Below are 15004 nucleotides of genomic sequence, written 5' to 3' on the forward strand. Positions count from 1 at the left end.
CCGAGGCCACAGGCGGGGCGCCGGCGACCGTGTCCGCGCGGGGTTCAGCAGGGCGGTCGGCCGTGGGTGACGCGGTCGACCAGGTCGATCCAGCCCTTCTCCAGGCGCTCCATCGGCATGCCGCACTGCTTGGTCAGATGGTGGATCAGGGCCGGGTCGAGATAGCCCATCAGGGTCTGGGCGAGGAGTTCGCAGTCGGCGTCCGGGGCCATCTGCCGCAGCAGCATCGTGACGTGGGTGTGCAGCGCCCGGAGCGAGGGGTGGGCGAAGCGGCGCATGGGCTCCGGCTGGGCGGCCAGTTGCAGGTCGAGCTGCTCGACCGAGCGATAGAGCACCGCCACCCCGAACGCCCGCAGCCGCTCGATCGCCGGTGCCCCGGGGCCCAGCGGCGGCGGCCCGCCGAGGAAGTCGGCCTGCAGCTTCCTCGACGAATGGTCCAGCAGCGCCGTCAGCAGCCCGGTGCGGTCTCCGAAGCGGCGGAAGACGGTCCCCTTGCCCACGTTGGCCGCAGCGGCGACCGCCTCCATCGTGACCCCGGCAGCCCCGTGCTCCGCGATCAGCCGGGTGGCCGCCTCCAGCAGCCGGGCCCGGTTGCGGGCGGCGTCGGCGCGCAGGCACGGCTCGTCCTCGGCGGAGCTGAGCTGGAGCAACTCAGGCTCGCCGGCGGGCTCTTGAGGCCTCGGGAAGGGCGGCAGCGTGGCGGACATGAAGACAGCGTAAAGCATCGGGAACAAAACTGGACCGGGGTCCGGTTAGGGTGCTACAACGATAAACGGACCTCGGTCCGGATCGTAACGGCAATGTTTCAGCACCCCCTGGAGTAACCCATGTCTGTTCGCATCCTTGCGCTCGTCGGCAGCCTTCGCGCCGGTTCGCACAACCGTCAGCTCGCCGAAGCAGCCGTCAAGCTGGCCCCCGAGGGCGCGGACGTCGTGCTGTTCGAGGGCCTGGCCGAGATCCCCTTCTACAACGAGGACCTCGACGTCGAGGGCAGCGTCCCGGCCGCCGCCACGAAGCTGCGCGAGGCCGCGCAGGCCGCCGACGCGTTCCTGCTCTTCTCCCCCGAGTACAACGGCACCATCCCGGCCGTCCTGAAGAACGCCATCGACTGGCTGTCCCGCCCCTACGGCGCCGGCGCCTTCGGCGGCAAGCCGGTCGCCGTGGTCGGCACCGCCTTCGGCCAGTTCGGCGGCGTGTGGGCGCAGGACGAGACCCGCAAGGCCGTGGGCATCGCAGGCGGCAAGGTGCTGGAGGACGTCAAGCTCTCCATCCCCGGCTCCGTGGTCCGCTTCGCCGAGACCCACCCGGCCGACGACGCCGAGGTCGCCGCGCAGCTGACCGAGGTCATCGCCCGCCTCCACGGCCACGCGGACGAGGCCGCTGCCGCCTGAGCGGACGAGGCCGCAGCAGAATCTGAGGGGCCGGAGCCGATCAGCTCCGGCCCCTTTGTGTGCCTGGTCCGGGTGTCAGGCCACCGCCGTCGGCGCCAGTTCGCGCAGTTCCCGCAGTGCGGCCGCGACCGCGGGCCGTTCCCGGGCGCCCCGGCGGGTGCAGGTGAGCAGCTTGCGGTGCGGGTTGCCGGTGCAGCGCACGCGGGTGATCGGCAGGTGCTGGGTGAGCTGGGCCAGCCGCGGGACCAGCGCGACACCGAGGCGGCTCGCGACCAGGTGGGCCGTGACGTTCCAGTCCAGCGCGTGGTGGACGATGTCCGGGCTGAACCCCGCCTCGCCGCAGGCGGACAGCACGTGCGGGCGGCAGGGGCTGTCCGCGACCGGGGCGATCCAGTCCTCGTGCGCCGCCTCGGACAGGTCGACGCGCTCCCGCCCGGCCAGCGGGTGGTCCTCGGGGACGACGAGGTCGAACGGGTCGTCCAGGAGCGGCTCCTGGTCGAAGCGGGCGTCGCTCAGGGGCGGGTTGTGCGGGGTGGCCTCGACGACGGCGAGGTCGGTCTCCCCCTCGAAGAGCAGGTCGAAGCTGCCGGGGACGACGGCCTCCTGGATGCGCACGGACAGCCGGGGATGGCGCTCGTGCAGCCGGACCGCCATGGGGGCCAGCAGCACCGAGACGGCCACCGGGAACCCGCTGACACGCAGCGGCCCGGCGGGGGTGTGTTCGGCGCGCAGATCGAGTTCGGCCTGTTCCCAGCGGGCCTGGATCGCGTCCGCGTGCGCGAGCAGGCTCTCGGCGGCGGGGGTGAGCCGCACCCCGCGGCCCTGCGGTTCCAGGAGGTCGACGCCGAGGTCGCGGGCGAGCTGGCGGATCTGCTGGGAGGCCGCGGACGTGGTGAAGTGCAGGGCGCGGGCGGCCGCGGTGACCGTGCCGTAATGGGCCACCGCCCGCAGGACGTGCAGTCGGCGCAGGTCAATCATGAAGCCCAGGCTTCAAGGTCGGGTCCACAAAGTCAACCTGGACGTGTACGGATGCCGGGCTGCACTCTGGGTGTGTCGCGACGGCCCACCAGTCAGGACGTACCGAGGAGTTGCCATGATCAGCACGACCGGCACCGCCTGCCCGCACTGCGGTTGGCCGGACGGCGCCGAGCCCTTCCAGGTGGTGTCGAGGCACAGCACCGCGGCGGGCCGCACGGAGTGGACCCGTTGCGGCTGCGGCTCGCTGCAGGTCCGGGTGGTCGACGGCTGCGGGGTGCGCGTCGTCTCGCGCAGCGGCCCCGCGGAGCCTCACTCCAGCCCGGCCAGCCGCTGAACGGCCGGGGCCGCGAAGCTCTCGATCCACGCCGCGGTTTCCCCGAGACGCGGCACCAGGATCACGGTGTCCAGGCCCAGCTTGGTGTAGCCGGAGATGTCCCGCGTGAAGGTGTCGAGGTCTCCTGCTGTGGCCGACTCGCCCATGTAGGCGACCGTCTTGCTGATCCGGTCGTAGTCGCGCCCCTCGGCGTCACAGTGCCCGCGCAGCACGTCCAGCTTGTGGCGGACCTCCTCCGGCGAGGTCGCGAACAGGTTGCAGGCGTCGCCGTACCGGGCGACCAGGCGCAGCGTCTTCTTCTCGCCCCCGCCGCCGATCATGATCTCGGGGTGGGGGCTGCTGACCGGTGCCGGGACGCACAGGGTCTCGGCCAGTTTGTAGTGCTTGCCCCCGAAGGCGCCGTTCGTCTGCGGGTCCCACATCTGCAGACAGATCCGGAGGGTCTCCTCCAGCCGTTCGAAGCGCTCGGCGAGTGGCGGGAAGGGGACGCCGAGGCCCTCGTGCTCGCGGTCGTACCAGGCCGCGCCGATACCGAGGGTGGCGCGACCGCCGGACAGGACGTCCAGCGTGGTGGCGATCTTGGCGAGCAGTCCGGGGTGCCGGTAGGTCACGCCGGTCACCAGCGCACCCAGTTGCACCGTGGAGGTGTGGCCGGCGAGATAGCCGAGGGTCGTGTAGGCCTCCAGCATGGGGTCCTCGGCGCCGCCGTTGAACTCCATCTGGAAGTAGTGGTCCATGACCGACAGCCGGCTGATGCCGGCTGCCTCGGCCGCGGCGCCCGTCGCGGCGAGTTCCGCGCCGAGGGCGGGCCCGCCGCCGCTGTGGTTGAACCGGTTGATGTGTACGCCCACCCGCATGACCGTCTCCGTCCGCCCGGGCCGTTGTCGTCCCTGGTGACGCTAGGACTTCGAGTGCTCTCGAAGTCAAGACGGTCCCGCATCCCTTCAGGGCGCCGCCTGCGACTCATGAGGGAAACGTCATGCGGCTCGCGTCCGACGAAGAAGTCGACGGCGACGAGCGCGCACAGGGTGACGACCCTCAGCAGCCGGACGGGAGCAGGTATCGCGCGGCCACCCGCCGTTCGGCGGGCAGGTTCCGCCGGACGGCGGCGGTCCGCATGACGGCCGGCGCGTGAATCATGTCGCCAGAGCCACCGCGCCATGCAAGAGGAGACAGTCATGACCCTGGTCCCGCCCCCGTTCGATCCCGAACTTGCCGCAGCACTCGAGCTGATCAAGGATCTGGTGCGACCCGGTCTCACCCTCGACGAGATCGACCTGGTGCGCCAGGGACCGGGCATCGAGATGCTCGCCCAGCTCGACCTGACCGCGGGCGGCTTCTTCGAGGTCGAGGACCGCACCGTGCCCGGTCCCGAGAACGCGCCCGACATCTCCCTGCTGATCTGCCGCCCCGCCGGCCCGCCGGCCGCTGGTCCGCGGCCCGTCGTCTACCACGTCCACGGCGGCGGCCTGATCATCGGCAACAACCGGGTGGGTGTGGACGTGGCCCTGGAGTGGGCGCGGCAGCTGGACGCGGTCGTGGTGTCGGTGGAGTACCGGCTGGCTCCGGAGCATGCGTATCCGGCGCAGATCGACGACGTGTACGCCGGTCTGCTGTGGACGGCGGAGCATGCCGCAGAGCTCGATGCCGACCCGGAGCGGATCGTGATCGCGGGTGCCAGCGCGGGCGGCGGGCTGAGCGCGGCGCTGGCCCTGCTCGCCCGGGACCGCAAGGGCCCGCGACCGCTGGGCCAGATGCTGATGTGCCCGATGCTGGACGACCGCAACGACAGCCCGTCCACGTACCAGATGGCGGGCCTCGGCGTCTGGGACCGCACGGCCAACGAGACCGGCTGGACGGCACTGCTGGGCGAGGAGCGCGGCGGCGCGGACGTGCCCTCGTACGCCGCGCCCGCCCGCGCCGAGGACCTGTCCGGTCTGCCCCCGGCCTTCCTGGACGTCGGTTCCGCGGAGACCTTCCGCGACGAAACCGTGGCCTACGCCTCGCGGATCTGGCAGGCCGGCGGGTCGGCCGAGCTGCATGTGTGGCCGGGCGGCTTCCACGGCTTCGACGGCTTCGCCCCGCAGGCGACCCTGTCCCAGGCGGCCCGCGCGGCACAGCTGGACTGGCTGCGGCGACTGCTGGCTCGGTAACGGGCCGGGCGGCGGTCAGGAGAGCGATGCTGTGACTTGCCGTCCCGGCCGCTGCTGACGAGGCCGGCCTCGCGCACCACCGCGACCGTGCCGGCGAGTGCGGTGCTGGAGGCAAGACCTCGCGTGGCGGTCTCGTACGGCAGAGCCGCCCAGGTGGCTCCGAGGAGCCGGGCGAGTTGGCCGGGGGCGACGGGCACGTCCGGGACGACGGTCGTGTCGACCGGGCGGACCAGGACCGGCCACCGGAGTCTCCTCGAACGATGCACGGGCCATCGCCGACGGAGGTACGAGGGCACAGCGGCGCAGTCGGCGCTCCTCATCGCGTGCGCCATGGCGCATGATGGCCCGTATGAAAGAGCTGGCCGGGCGCCTGACCGCGCTGGATCCCGATGCCGGTGCCGCCGTCCGGGTCATCGCCTACTTCGACCGGCTGGCCGAGACCAGGGCCGGTCTGGAGGGGCTGGTGCGCGGGGCGGCCGTGCTGGCCGGATGTCCGGCGCGGCTCGTCGATGCCGGCCGGCACGTGCGGGTGCGGGTCGAGCCCGACGGCACCCGCAGGGACACCGAAGCGCCGCCGGAGCCGGACTGGCCGTGCGCGGCACTGGAGCCCGGCGGCGCCCCGGCCCTGTGGCTGGAGCGGGCGGGAACCGGACCGAGCGTGGTCGACGCGGTGATCCTGGAGCGTGCCGCCGGTGCGATACGGCTGGTGCTGGAGCGCACCCGGGGCCGCGCCCCGGCCTCCCCCGCCGACGACCCGGCTCTGATCGAGACACTGCTCGACGTCACGGTGCCCGAACCGGCCCGGCTGCACGCGGCCCGCCGTCTCGGCATCGACCCCGCCGACCCGGCCGTACGGATCCGCGCCCTCGCCCCCGGCGACGGCCCGCCCCGCATCCTGGCGGTCCGGGCGGGTGCCCGACCCGGCGACGCCGACTTGCCCGCCGGTCGCCTGGGTGTGGGGCCCGCCGTCCCGGTGCTCGATCTGCCGGGCTCATGGGTGGCGGCCCGCACGGCCCTGCGGTTCACGGCCGACGGCACGGCACGGGATCCCGGCCCGCGAGTGGTGTACGCCGACGAGCTGGGCGGCATCGCGCTGCTCGCGGATCTCGTCGTGCCGGGCGCCGAGCCGCCGCCCGATGTGCGGGCCCTGGATGCGGCGGCGCGCGCACTGCCCGGGCTGCTGGCCACGCTGCACGCGGTGGCCGCCACGGCGAGCCAGCGCGCGGCGGCCGCCGAGATCAACGTGCACCACTCCACGCTCCAGGACCGCCTGACCCAGGCCGAGCACCTGCTCGGCTGGCCGCTGCGCACCCCGCAGGGCCGGCTCAGGCTGCAACTGGCGCTGACGATGCGGCACTTGGCGCGGCGGCCTTAGCCCTTCGGCGCGTGCGGTTCACCGGAACTCGTGGACCACCTGGATCTCGCCGTGGATGTGGGCGTTGAACTCGTCGAGCTCCTCGGCGGGCACCCACAGCTCGAGGATGGTCTCGCCTCCGGCCTGCCGCACGGGGTACCGGCTCAGGAACTCCGTGTCGACCTCGAAGCGGGTGACGAAGCCGGCACCGTCGTGCTTGACGTTCCAGTCCCGCGCGATCTTGACGGCGTAGTCCTCGTTCAGCACCGGGTAGAAGATCGGCTGCTCGGGCAGCCGCGGCGGCCAGGCGCGCCACTCCAGCTCACGGACCAGGTCCAGCTCCTTGGGGCCGGTCGGTCGCCACAGGGTCGTCGTCGGTCGTGGGCTGGTCATGGCGTTCGCTTTCCGGAGGGATCGGCCGCCGGTGCGGCGGGCGGAAGTCCGGACGATACCGGCGGGGCCGTTGCGGCGGCCAAGCGGTTTCGGGCGACGACGGCGGGGGTCCGGACGGCTACCGGAGGGCGAAGGACGCCCGGTGCAGCCAGTCGGTGCCGTCGTAGGCCACGAGGTCGACCGTGGGGACGCGGGCCGTGAAGGGGAGGGCGGCGCGCAGACCGGCCTCGATCTCGTCCAACACGGCCTCGTCCTGGCCCTGGGCGACCGTCAGATGCGGGTGGGGCTCGCACTTCCCGCCGTACGGCGGGGCTTCCGGCCAGCGCTCGACAACCGCCTCCGTGAGCCTGCGGAACGGAGCGGCGGGGGTGGGCTCGAGGTGGACCAACCCGGGAAAACGCCCGGATTTCTCGAACCGCACCTCGAAGGAGCGGTGGCGCCCGACGATCTCGTCGAGGGTGGCGCAGGTCCCGGCGCCGACGAGGGAGGCGGGCAGGAAGGGGAAGACCACGGTGACATGGGCCGGGACACCGGCTCGGGCCGCCGGGTCGAAGCGGTCCCGCCAGAGCCGGACCACCGCTTCCGCCTCGGGTACGGGCACGACGAGCGCCGTCTGCCCCGCGGTGAAACGACCGGATTGCTCGTCTGCCATGCCATGGGTGTACCAGGCTGATGCCCGCGGCCGCGACCCGACACCACTTGCATACGCGCCATACCATCCCTCGCCGACAATTTCACAGATGTCCTATCCTGGACCGCAGGCACTCGGGACGGAGGACCCAGCCCATGACCGCGACGGATCCGGCGCTCACCGCGCTCGCCTCGAGCTGGTCCGCCCTGTCGCTGCTGCACGGCAGGATCGAGGCCCACATCGAGCGCGCGCTGCAGGCCGGACACGATCTGAGCGTGCGCGAGTACTCCCTGCTGGACGTGCTGAGCCGCCAGCACGACGGGGAGGGCGGGCACCTGCAGATGAAGCAGGTGGCCGACGCGGTTGTCCTCAGCCAGAGCGCCACGACCCGGCTGGTCACACGCCTGGAGGACCGCGGGCTGCTGACCCGGTACCTGTGCCCCACCGACCGGCGCGGTATCTACACCAACGTCACCGAGGCCGGCCTCGCCCTCCTGGAGGAGGCCCGTCCGACCAACGAGGCGGCCCTGCGCGAGGCCCTGGACGAGGCCGCCCGGAGCCCGGAGCTCGCCCCGCTGGTCGAAGCCGTCGAGACGCTTCGCGTCCCTGCCTGACGCACCGAGACCCCCGCAGTCGTCGCTCCGGGGGTTTTCACTTGCCCGAATACTTGCATACACCCGCTACCCGCCCCAGCCATTCGATGCGGTTGCATTTATAGCGCGTCTGCAACTATTGTCGACGCTCGTAAGCGTTACACGCAATCGCCTGGAAGGTACTTCCCATGCCTCTCGCCCTCCTGGCCCTGGCCATCGGGGCCTTCGGGATCGGCACCACGGAATTCGTGATCATGGGCGTGCTGCCCGAGGTCGCGGGTGACTTCGGCGTCTCCATCCCCACCGCGGGCTGGCTCGTCTCCGGCTACGCCCTGGGCGTGGTCTTCGGCGCACCCCTGCTGACGGTGCTGGGCACCAAGGTCTCCCGCAAGAAGATGCTGATGTTCCTCATGGGTCTGTTCGTGGTGGGCAACACCCTGTCCGCGTTCGCCCCCACCTTCGGCGTCATGCTCGCGGGCCGGGTGATCGCCTCTCTCGCGCACGGCGCGTTCTTCGGCATCGGCTCCGTGGTCGCGGCCGGTCTGGTCGCGCCGGAGAAGAAGGCGTCCGCGATCTCCCTGATGTTCACGGGCCTGACCGTCGCCAACGTGGTGGGGGTCCCGCTGGGCACGTACATCGGCCAGGCCGCCGGATGGCGGGTCACCTTCACCGCTGTCGCCGCGCTCGGCATCGCGGGCCTCGTCGGAGTGGCGAAGCTGGTGCCCGAGCAGGGCCGCCCGCAGTCCGGCACCATTCGTACCGAGTTCGCCGCCTTCCGCAACGTGCAGGTGTGGATCGCGATGGCGATGACGGTCCTCGGCTTCGGCGGGGTGTTCGCCGCGATCACCTACATCACACCGATGATGACCGAGGTCGCCGGTTACTCGGCCGGTGCGGTGACCTGGCTGCTGGTGCTGTTCGGGGCCGGGATGTTCCTGGGGAACCTGGTGGGCGGCCGGTTCGCCGACCGTGCCCTCATGCCCATGCTGTTCACCGCGCTCGGTGCACTGTCCCTGGCGCTGCTGCTGTTCACGGCGACCGCCCACAACAAGGTCCTCGCCGCGCTCACCCTGACGCTGATCGGTGCGCTGGGCTTCGCCTCCGTGCCCCCGCTGCAGAAGTGGGTGCTCGACCAGGCCTCGGCCGCCCCGACGCTGGCCTCCGCCGCCAACATCGGTGCCTTCAACCTCGGCAACGCGCTGTCCGCCTGGCTCGGCGGTCTCGTCATCTCGGCCGGGCTCGGCTACACGGCGCCGAACTGGGTCGGCGCCCTGCTGGCCGGCAGCGCACTGCTCCTGTCCTTCCTGGCGGCCTTCCTCGACCGCCGCACCCGTCCGGCCGGCCGTGTCGTGGCCGCGTCCGCACCCGCGGAGCACGTCCCGGCCGCACGGCACTGATCCCCGCCGGGGTGAGCGCCGCCAACCAGCCCGTCCATCTGCGCCGGCTGTCGGAGGGCAGCGCCCTGGCGCAGACCGTCAACCAGAGCGGACTGCACCCAACGCGCTGATCCCGAAGCCCGTCACGCCTGATCGCCGCCCGGACCCCGGTCTGCGCACCGGTCCCGACGCGGACACCCTCAACCGGCCGCCGGACGCGGCCGGTTCGGGTCGTCACTGGGCCCATTTCGGGGTCCAGGTGCCCGCGTCCCGCCGGGCCGTGCCGAGGTGGGCGCGGAGTGAAGCCAGCGCGGGATGCGGGTTGTCGGCGCGCCAGACCAGCGAGTGCGGGTAGACGGGCGTGGGGTCGCGGACCGGGATGCGGCGCAGGTCGTGGTCGGCCGGCCAGACCATCCGGGTCTGTACGCCGACGAAGGTCGCGAGCAGCGGGGAGTCGGCGATGGTGTCGAGGAGCGGTTCGGTGCCGAAGTCCGGACCGGTGACCTCGATGGTGAAGCCGAAGGCCGCGGCCAGGTCGTCGTAGAAGGCGGCCCATTCGGTGCCGGCGACGTTGCCCGGCATCCAGATCCGGTGCCCGGCCAGCTGCGCCGGGGTGACGGAACGTGCCGAGGCGAGCGCGTGCCGGGGGCCGGTGAGGAGTTCGAGGGGCTCGTCGTGGACGCGCGCTGCCTCGATGCCCTCGGGCAGCTGCCGCGCCGGGAGGGTGAGGGCGCGGAAGGACGCGTCGATGGTGCCGGAGCGCACCGCGGAGATCGCCGCGTCGGCGTCGAAGAGCGTCACGACGTCGAGGGCCGTGTCCGGGTGGGCGCGGTGGAAGTCCCGGACCAGGTCTGCCGGGGCGAGCCTGCGGCCGATCACGTCGACGCGCAGGGCCCGGCGGCCGGGCCGCACGGAGGCAGCGGCGCGCTCCTCGGCCCGCAGGAGTTCACGGGCGTGGGGCAGGAAGACCTGGCCGTCGACGGTGAGCTGGGCGCCGCGCGCAGTGCGGGTGAACAGCCGCGCACCGAGGTCCTTCTCCAGCGCGGCGACCCGCTTGGAGACGGCCTGCTGGGTGACGTCCAGGCCGAGGGCGGCTTCCCGGAACTGTCCGGCGTCCGCGACGGCCACGAAGGTGCGCACTGCGTCGATGTCCACGCGCCCTTTTCTACAACGTCCGGATGACGGCCGGGCCACAACTCCCGGTTGTCGGGCGACCGGCGCGTCGGTTGTTTGCCCCGCGCCGTGCGACCGGCTTTGATGTCGCCGGTCGGGATTCGGGCGAGACGGGGAGGCCGGCATGCGGGGCGGGCAGGCGTTGGGGCGGCAGTTCGGATGGCTGTGGGGGGCGTACACCGTCAGCGCGATCGGGACATGGCTCGCCTTCGACGCGTTCTCGCTGATAGCGGTGATCGTGCTGCATGCCGGGGCGACCGAGGTGGCGGTGCTGTCGGCCGCCGGGCTCGCGGTGGGGGCGGCGGTGGCGGTACCGCTCGGACCCTGGATGGAGTTCCGATGCAAGCGGCCCGTGATGATGTCCATGGACCTGGTCCGGTGTGGGGTGTTGCTGACCGTTCCGGTCGCGTTCGCGCTCGACGCGCTCAGCTTCGTACAACTTCTGGTTGTGTCGGTCGTCGTCGGAGCGGCCGACATCAGCTTCACCGCGGCAAGCGGGGCCTTCGTCAAATCGCTGTTGCCGCCGGAGGACCTGCTCGCCGCGAACGCGCGGTTCGAGGCGACCCAGTGGACCGCGACCATCCTGGGGCCACCCCTGGGCGGGGCCGCGATGGGCGTCTTCGGACCGGTGATGACCGTGGTGGCCAATGCGGTGAGCTTCCTGCTGTCGGCCGTCGGGATCCGCGCGATCGGCGGGACCGAGACGCATCCCGTACGGCCGGAGCCGGGCCCCGGGCAGGCGCCGGGCGGAAGCCTTCTCGAAGGATGGCGCTACATCCTCGCCCATCCGACGCTGCGACCGCTGTTCTTCAACACGGTGCTGTACAACGCCCTGATCATGGTGTCGCTTCCGCTGCTCGCCGTGCTGATGGTCGGCGATCTCGGCTTCGCGGCCTGGCAGTACGGCCTGGCCTTCTCCGTACCCAGCGTCGGCGGCCTGATCGGCTCACGGCTGGCCCGCCGGCTCGTGCCGCGGTTCGGAGAGCGCCGGGTGCTGCTCGTCGCGGGGACGCTGCGCGCGTGCTGGCCGATCGGCCTCGCCTTCGTCGGGCCCGGCACGGCGGGGCTGGTGCTGGTGATGGTCGTGGAGCTGGGGGTGATCGTGTCCTGTGCCGTCTTCAACCCGGTGTACTCCACCATTCGGCTACGGCAGACGGACCCGGGCCGGGTGGCGCGCACGCTCTCCGCCTGGTCGGTCACCAACAAGGCGACGACCGCCGCGATGACCGCGCTGTGGGGCCTGCTGGCCGGCCTGACCGGCCCCCGCGCGGCGATCGCCGTCGCCGGTGTCCTTGTCCTGGCCACCCCGCTGCTGCTGCCCCGCCGTATCGCGGGCCCCTCGGAGACGGCACAGCCGAGCGTCGAGGAAGCAGCCTGACCCGCACGGAGGGCACCCGTTCAAGGTGCCCCGATCCGTCGGGCCCCGTGAGGAGTTGCCGCTCATCGCCGCGGGCAAGGTGATGAAGGACCAACTGCGATGAGGACGGACGGGAGCCGCGATCCGGCTTCCGCCGGCGAAACGGAGACCCCTTCTGATGACGAACCACGCGGCCGGCCTTACGACGGACCCGTCACTCGACCAGCTCGAGCGCCTCGACGACGAGATCATCGCGCTCCTCGCACGCCGCCGCGCGATGGCCCAGGAACTCCCGCCCCCGGCCCGCGCCCGCGCCGCCGACCCGGTCTTCGCCGAGACGGTACGAGGGATAACGGGCCGCTACCGGAAGGAACTCGGCGGCGCGGGCGAACTGGTCGCCCGCGCGGTCATGGTGCTGTGCGATCCGAGCCGGGACATCTGAGTCACGGATCCCGCCGCGCCCTTCCTGAGCTGCACGCATGCACGTGTCGGGAGGGCGCGCCGGCACCCTGCGCGCCGCCTGCCCGCGCTACGGGAGGCGGCCGCCACGCTCGCTGCCCAGGATGTCTGCCATGGGACGCCTCCGGGGGACGGGGGACCCGAGTGGGCCGGGTCGGGCGAGCGGCTGGGCGCCCCTGACGCGGGGAGGCGGAACGGGGCGCACCGATGACGCCATGCCTGTCCGCCCCGGCGATCCGCATTGCTGTGTACAAAGTCCCGCCATGGGACGGATTTCTGCCCCGCCCCGTCAAGAGAGTGCACTGAGACACAGGTCATGGCGTCGAAGGCGGCGTTGACAGGGTCTCGGATTTGGCCGTACAAATCCGAGGAGAGGCAGGTACCCAATCCCCGGGGGGTCCGTTGACCGTCGCCCGCGCCCTTGCCCGGTGGGCCCACGCGTACCGCGCGACGCCGGACGACCTGGCGCTCGCCGAGCGGGCTTTGGCCGACACCGTGGCCGTCGCGCTGGCCGCCCGTGCGCATCCCCTGCGCGGCGTCACCGCTCCGCTGCCGGACGCGGCGCGCTGGGCGGCCATGGCGCACGTGCTCGACTTCGACGATCTGCACACCGACACCACCACCCACATCTCCGTGGTCACCGTCCCGGCGGTGCTCGCAGCCGGCGGTGACGCGCGCGCGTATCTCGCCGGTGCGGGAGTCATGGCGCGGCTCGGGGCGATGCTCGGCTGGGGCCACTACGCGGCGGGCTGGCACGCGACCTGCACCGCGGGGGCCCCGGCCGCCGCGGTCGCGGCCGGGCTCGCCCTCGGCCTGGACGTGAGGGGGCTCGCCACCGCGATGGCGCTCGCGGTGCCCGCCGCCGGCGGCGGGCAGGAGGCCTTCGGGACGCACGGCAAGGCGCTGCAGGTCGGGTTCGCGGCCGAGGCGGGCGTACGGGCGGCACGGCTGGCGCGGGCGGGCGCCACCGCCGATCCACGGGTCCTGGAGGCCTGGCTGGAGCGGGTCGGCGGCAAGCCTGCCGCGGACTTCCCCACGGCCCCGGCCGTCCCCGGAGGCCTGGCCGTCAAGCTCTTCCCCTGCTGCTATGCCATGCAGCGGCCCATCGCCGCCCTGCGCGAGGTGCGCAAGCGGGTGCGCGGTGAGGTCACCGCCGTCACCGTGACCACCCCGGCGGGAACCGTCCACCCGCTCATCCACGACCGCCCGCGGACCGGCCTGGAAGGCAAGTTCTCCCTGCCGTACGCGGTGGCCGCGGCCCTCCTCGACGACTATCCGGGCTTCGACAGCTTCACGGACGACGCGGTGCGGCGTCCGGCGGCGGAGACACTCGTCGACCGCGTCCACGCCGACCTGCGGCCGGGCGGGACCGGCTCCCTCCTCGACGGCCGGGTCTCCCTGCGCATCGGCCTCGCCGACGGCAGCGAGGTGCACACCGAGCTGGCGCTGCCGCCCGGTGCCCCCGGGCTTCCGCCGTCCGAGGCCGACCTGCGGGCCAAGGCCGCCGCGTGCGGTCCGGACGTACCGGCGCTGCTGGACGGGCTGACGTGGACGGGCGCGGCCGACCTGCTGCGCAAGCACTTCCCCTACAACCCCTACGAGGGCCAGGAGACATGACGGTGCACCAGCTTCCCCTGTCGGGCATCACGGTGGTCAGCCTGGAGCAGGCCGTGGCCGCTCCCTATGCCACCCGGCAGCTCGCCGATCTCGGCGCCCGGGTCATCAAGGTGGAGCGACCGGGCGAGGGCGACTTCGCGCGCCGTTACGACACGACGGTGCACGGCCACTCCAGCTATTTCGTCTGGCTCAACCGCTCCAAGGAGTCCCTCACGCTGGACCTGAAGGACCCGCGGGGCATGGAGATCCTGCACCAACTCCTCGACGACGCCGACGTGTTCGTACAGAATCTCGCGCCGGGCGCCGCGGACAGGCTGGGCCTCGGCGTGGATGTGCTCGCGGACCGCTACCCGCGGCTGATCCCGTGCACGATCTCCGGCTACGGCACCAGCGGGCCATGGGCCGACCGCAAGTCGTACGACCTGCTGGTGCAGTGCCAGACCGGCCTGGTCTCACTCACCGGAACCGCGGACGAGACCGCGCGTGTCGGGATCTCCGTCGCCGACATCGCCGCCGGGATGTACGCCTACACGGGCGTCCTCACCGCCCTGTACACCCGGGCCACCACCGGCCGGACGCACCCGGTGGAGGTGTCCCTGTTCGAGGCGCTGGCGGAGTGGATGGGCCAGCCCGCGAACTACACGCGCTACGGCGGCAGTCAGCCCGCCCGGCTCGGCACCCAGCACGCCACCATCGCACCGTACGGCGCCTTCACGACGGCCGACGGCAAGCAGGTGCTGTTCTCCATCCAGAACGAGCGCGAGTGGGTCGCCCTGTGCGCGGACTTCCTCGGACAGCCCGCCTTGACGGATGATCCCCGCTTCGCGACGGGCTCCGACCGCGTCGCGCACCGCGACCAGGTCAACGCGATCGTCGCCGAGCGCTGCGCCCGCTCCGACGCCGAGGAGATCCTCAAGGACCTGGAGGAGATCGGCATCGCCTGCGCCGGGGTCAACGACGTCGCCGCGTTCCTGGACCATCCGGTGCTGGCCGCCCGCGGGCGCTGGCGCGAGGTGGCCGTGCCCGGCGCGACGGTGCAGGCGCTGCTCCCGCCGGCCGACCTCGCGGGCATCCCGGCACGTATGGATCCCGTGCCGGCCGTGGGCGAGCACACGGACACGATCCTCACCGGCCTCGGCCTCACCCCCGACGACATCCGGGCGCTGCGCGCCGACGCCGTCATCTGACCCCCGAC

The 15004-nt window shown here is 72.6% G+C and carries 17 protein-coding genes; 11 read left to right on the forward strand and 6 right to left on the reverse strand.

Going from position 1 to position 15004, the window contains the following annotated elements; all coding sequences use genetic code 11:
* Positions 1–44 precede the first annotated feature (44 nt).
* Positions 45–725, reverse strand: a complete 681-nt coding sequence (locus ABT254_RS06125; protein WP_351464237.1) for a TetR/AcrR family transcriptional regulator — start codon at positions 723–725, stop codon at positions 45–47.
* 102 nt (positions 726–827) lie between these two features.
* On the opposite strand from ABT254_RS06125, the gene ABT254_RS06130 reads away from it, so the two are divergent.
* Positions 828–1391 carry an NAD(P)H-dependent oxidoreductase gene (locus ABT254_RS06130; protein WP_351464240.1) on the forward strand — a complete coding sequence of 188 codons (564 nt, stop codon included), beginning with the start codon at positions 828–830 and terminating at the stop codon, positions 1389–1391.
* A 75-nt stretch (positions 1392–1466) separates the two neighbouring features.
* Here ABT254_RS06130 and ABT254_RS06135 read toward each other — a convergent pair whose 3' ends face one another.
* The gene (locus ABT254_RS06135) at positions 1467–2369 is read right to left on the reverse strand and encodes a LysR family transcriptional regulator (protein WP_351464243.1); all 903 of its coding nucleotides are present in this window, start codon (positions 2367–2369) and stop codon (positions 1467–1469) included.
* 115 nt (positions 2370–2484) lie between these two features.
* Here ABT254_RS06135 and ABT254_RS06140 point away from each other — a divergent pair, with 115 nt between their 5' ends.
* Positions 2485–2703 (forward strand): hypothetical protein, encoded by a 219-nt coding sequence (locus tag ABT254_RS06140; protein WP_351464246.1) that lies wholly within the window; start codon positions 2485–2487, stop codon positions 2701–2703.
* Here ABT254_RS06140 and ABT254_RS06145 read toward each other — a convergent pair.
* Positions 2679–3560 (reverse strand): LLM class F420-dependent oxidoreductase, encoded by an 882-nt coding sequence (locus tag ABT254_RS06145; protein ID WP_351464249.1) that lies wholly within the window; start codon positions 3558–3560, stop codon positions 2679–2681. The two genes, ABT254_RS06140 and ABT254_RS06145, sit on opposite strands and share 25 nt — an antisense overlap.
* Before the next feature lie 122 nt (positions 3561–3682).
* On the opposite strand from ABT254_RS06145, the gene ABT254_RS06150 reads away from it, so the two are divergent.
* The 3 genes from ABT254_RS06150 (at position 3683) to ABT254_RS06160 (ending at position 6231) form a co-directional block, all read left to right on the forward strand.
* Positions 3683–3838 carry a hypothetical protein gene (locus ABT254_RS06150; RefSeq protein ID WP_351464252.1) on the forward strand — a complete coding sequence of 52 codons (156 nt, stop codon included), beginning with the start codon at positions 3683–3685 and terminating at the stop codon, positions 3836–3838.
* 43 nt (positions 3839–3881) lie between these two features.
* Entirely contained in the window at positions 3882–4856 is a 975-nt protein-coding gene (locus ABT254_RS06155) for an alpha/beta hydrolase (RefSeq protein ID WP_351464255.1), read from the forward strand.
* A 349-nt stretch (positions 4857–5205) separates the two neighbouring features.
* The gene (locus ABT254_RS06160) at positions 5206–6231 is read left to right on the forward strand and encodes a helix-turn-helix domain-containing protein (RefSeq protein ID WP_351464258.1); all 1026 of its coding nucleotides are present in this window, start codon (positions 5206–5208) and stop codon (positions 6229–6231) included.
* Between the two features lie 18 nt (positions 6232–6249).
* Here the strand turns inward: ABT254_RS06160 and ABT254_RS06165 are convergent, their stop codons facing one another.
* Both ABT254_RS06165 and ABT254_RS06170 read right to left on the reverse strand, forming a co-directional pair.
* The gene (locus tag ABT254_RS06165) at positions 6250–6603 is read right to left on the reverse strand and encodes a hypothetical protein (RefSeq protein WP_351464260.1); all 354 of its coding nucleotides are present in this window, start codon (positions 6601–6603) and stop codon (positions 6250–6252) included.
* 118 nt (positions 6604–6721) lie between these two features.
* Positions 6722–7255: a 2'-5' RNA ligase family protein gene (locus tag ABT254_RS06170; RefSeq protein WP_351464263.1), complete on the reverse strand. Its 534-nt coding sequence runs from the start codon at positions 7253–7255 to the stop codon at positions 6722–6724.
* A gap of 134 nt (positions 7256–7389) precedes the next feature.
* Here ABT254_RS06170 and ABT254_RS06175 point away from each other — a divergent pair, with 134 nt between their 5' ends.
* Complete coding sequence (locus ABT254_RS06175) at positions 7390–7848, forward strand: MarR family winged helix-turn-helix transcriptional regulator (protein ID WP_351464266.1); 459 nt, start codon at positions 7390–7392, stop codon at positions 7846–7848.
* A 167-nt stretch (positions 7849–8015) separates the two neighbouring features.
* A complete protein-coding gene (locus ABT254_RS06180) occupies positions 8016–9224 on the forward strand; it encodes an MFS transporter (RefSeq protein WP_351464269.1) in 1209 nt (402 codons plus the stop codon).
* A gap of 213 nt (positions 9225–9437) precedes the next feature.
* Here the strand turns inward: ABT254_RS06180 and ABT254_RS06185 are convergent, their stop codons facing one another.
* Complete coding sequence (locus ABT254_RS06185; protein WP_351464272.1) at positions 9438–10358, reverse strand: LysR family transcriptional regulator; 921 nt, start codon at positions 10356–10358, stop codon at positions 9438–9440.
* 142 nt (positions 10359–10500) lie between these two features.
* Between ABT254_RS06185 and ABT254_RS06190 the strand changes: the two genes are divergently transcribed.
* From ABT254_RS06190 to ABT254_RS06205, 4 genes are all read left to right on the forward strand, one after another.
* A complete protein-coding gene (locus ABT254_RS06190) occupies positions 10501–11754 on the forward strand; it encodes an MFS transporter (RefSeq protein WP_351464275.1) in 1254 nt (417 codons plus the stop codon).
* A gap of 157 nt (positions 11755–11911) precedes the next feature.
* Positions 11912–12175, forward strand: coding sequence for a hypothetical protein (locus tag ABT254_RS06195; protein WP_351464278.1), 264 nt, complete (start codon positions 11912–11914; stop codon positions 12173–12175).
* 419 nt (positions 12176–12594) lie between these two features.
* Positions 12595–13809: an MmgE/PrpD family protein gene (locus ABT254_RS06200; protein WP_351464281.1), complete on the forward strand. Its 1215-nt coding sequence runs from the start codon at positions 12595–12597 to the stop codon at positions 13807–13809.
* Entirely contained in the window at positions 13806–14996 is a 1191-nt protein-coding gene (locus ABT254_RS06205) for a CaiB/BaiF CoA transferase family protein (RefSeq protein WP_351464284.1), read from the forward strand. The genes ABT254_RS06200 and ABT254_RS06205 overlap by 4 nt, the downstream gene beginning before the upstream one ends.
* Positions 14997–15004: the final 8 nt, after the last annotated feature.

Source organism: Streptomyces sp. NPDC001137, from assembly GCF_040298885.1.
Lineage (GTDB): Bacteria > Actinomycetota > Actinomycetes > Streptomycetales > Streptomycetaceae > Streptomyces.

Coding starts and splice junctions, on each gene's coding strand:
- ABT254_RS06150 (WP_351464252.1), top strand. CDS start 3,683: ATGCGGCTCGCGTCCGACGAAGAAGTCGACGGCGACGAGCGCGCACAG.
- ABT254_RS06175 (WP_351464266.1), top strand. CDS start 7,390: ATGACCGCGACGGATCCGGCGCTCACCGCGCTCGCCTCGAGCTGGTCC.
- ABT254_RS06205 (WP_351464284.1), top strand. CDS start 13,806: ATGACGGTGCACCAGCTTCCCCTGTCGGGCATCACGGTGGTCAGCCTG.
- ABT254_RS06180 (WP_351464269.1), top strand. CDS start 8,016: ATGCCTCTCGCCCTCCTGGCCCTGGCCATCGGGGCCTTCGGGATCGGC.
- ABT254_RS06165 (WP_351464260.1), bottom strand. CDS start 6,603: ATGACCAGCCCACGACCGACGACGACCCTGTGGCGACCGACCGGCCCC.
- ABT254_RS06195 (WP_351464278.1), top strand. CDS start 11,912: ATGACGAACCACGCGGCCGGCCTTACGACGGACCCGTCACTCGACCAG.
- ABT254_RS06135 (WP_351464243.1), bottom strand. CDS start 2,369: ATGATTGACCTGCGCCGACTGCACGTCCTGCGGGCGGTGGCCCATTAC.
- ABT254_RS06160 (WP_351464258.1), top strand. CDS start 5,206: ATGAAAGAGCTGGCCGGGCGCCTGACCGCGCTGGATCCCGATGCCGGT.
- ABT254_RS06145 (WP_351464249.1), bottom strand. CDS start 3,560: ATGCGGGTGGGCGTACACATCAACCGGTTCAACCACAGCGGCGGCGGG.
- ABT254_RS06140 (WP_351464246.1), top strand. CDS start 2,485: ATGATCAGCACGACCGGCACCGCCTGCCCGCACTGCGGTTGGCCGGAC.
- ABT254_RS06125 (WP_351464237.1), bottom strand. CDS start 725: ATGCTTTACGCTGTCTTCATGTCCGCCACGCTGCCGCCCTTCCCGAGG.
- ABT254_RS06155 (WP_351464255.1), top strand. CDS start 3,882: ATGACCCTGGTCCCGCCCCCGTTCGATCCCGAACTTGCCGCAGCACTC.
- ABT254_RS06130 (WP_351464240.1), top strand. CDS start 828: ATGTCTGTTCGCATCCTTGCGCTCGTCGGCAGCCTTCGCGCCGGTTCG.
- ABT254_RS06190 (WP_351464275.1), top strand. CDS start 10,501: ATGCGGGGCGGGCAGGCGTTGGGGCGGCAGTTCGGATGGCTGTGGGGG.
- ABT254_RS06170 (WP_351464263.1), bottom strand. CDS start 7,255: ATGGCAGACGAGCAATCCGGTCGTTTCACCGCGGGGCAGACGGCGCTC.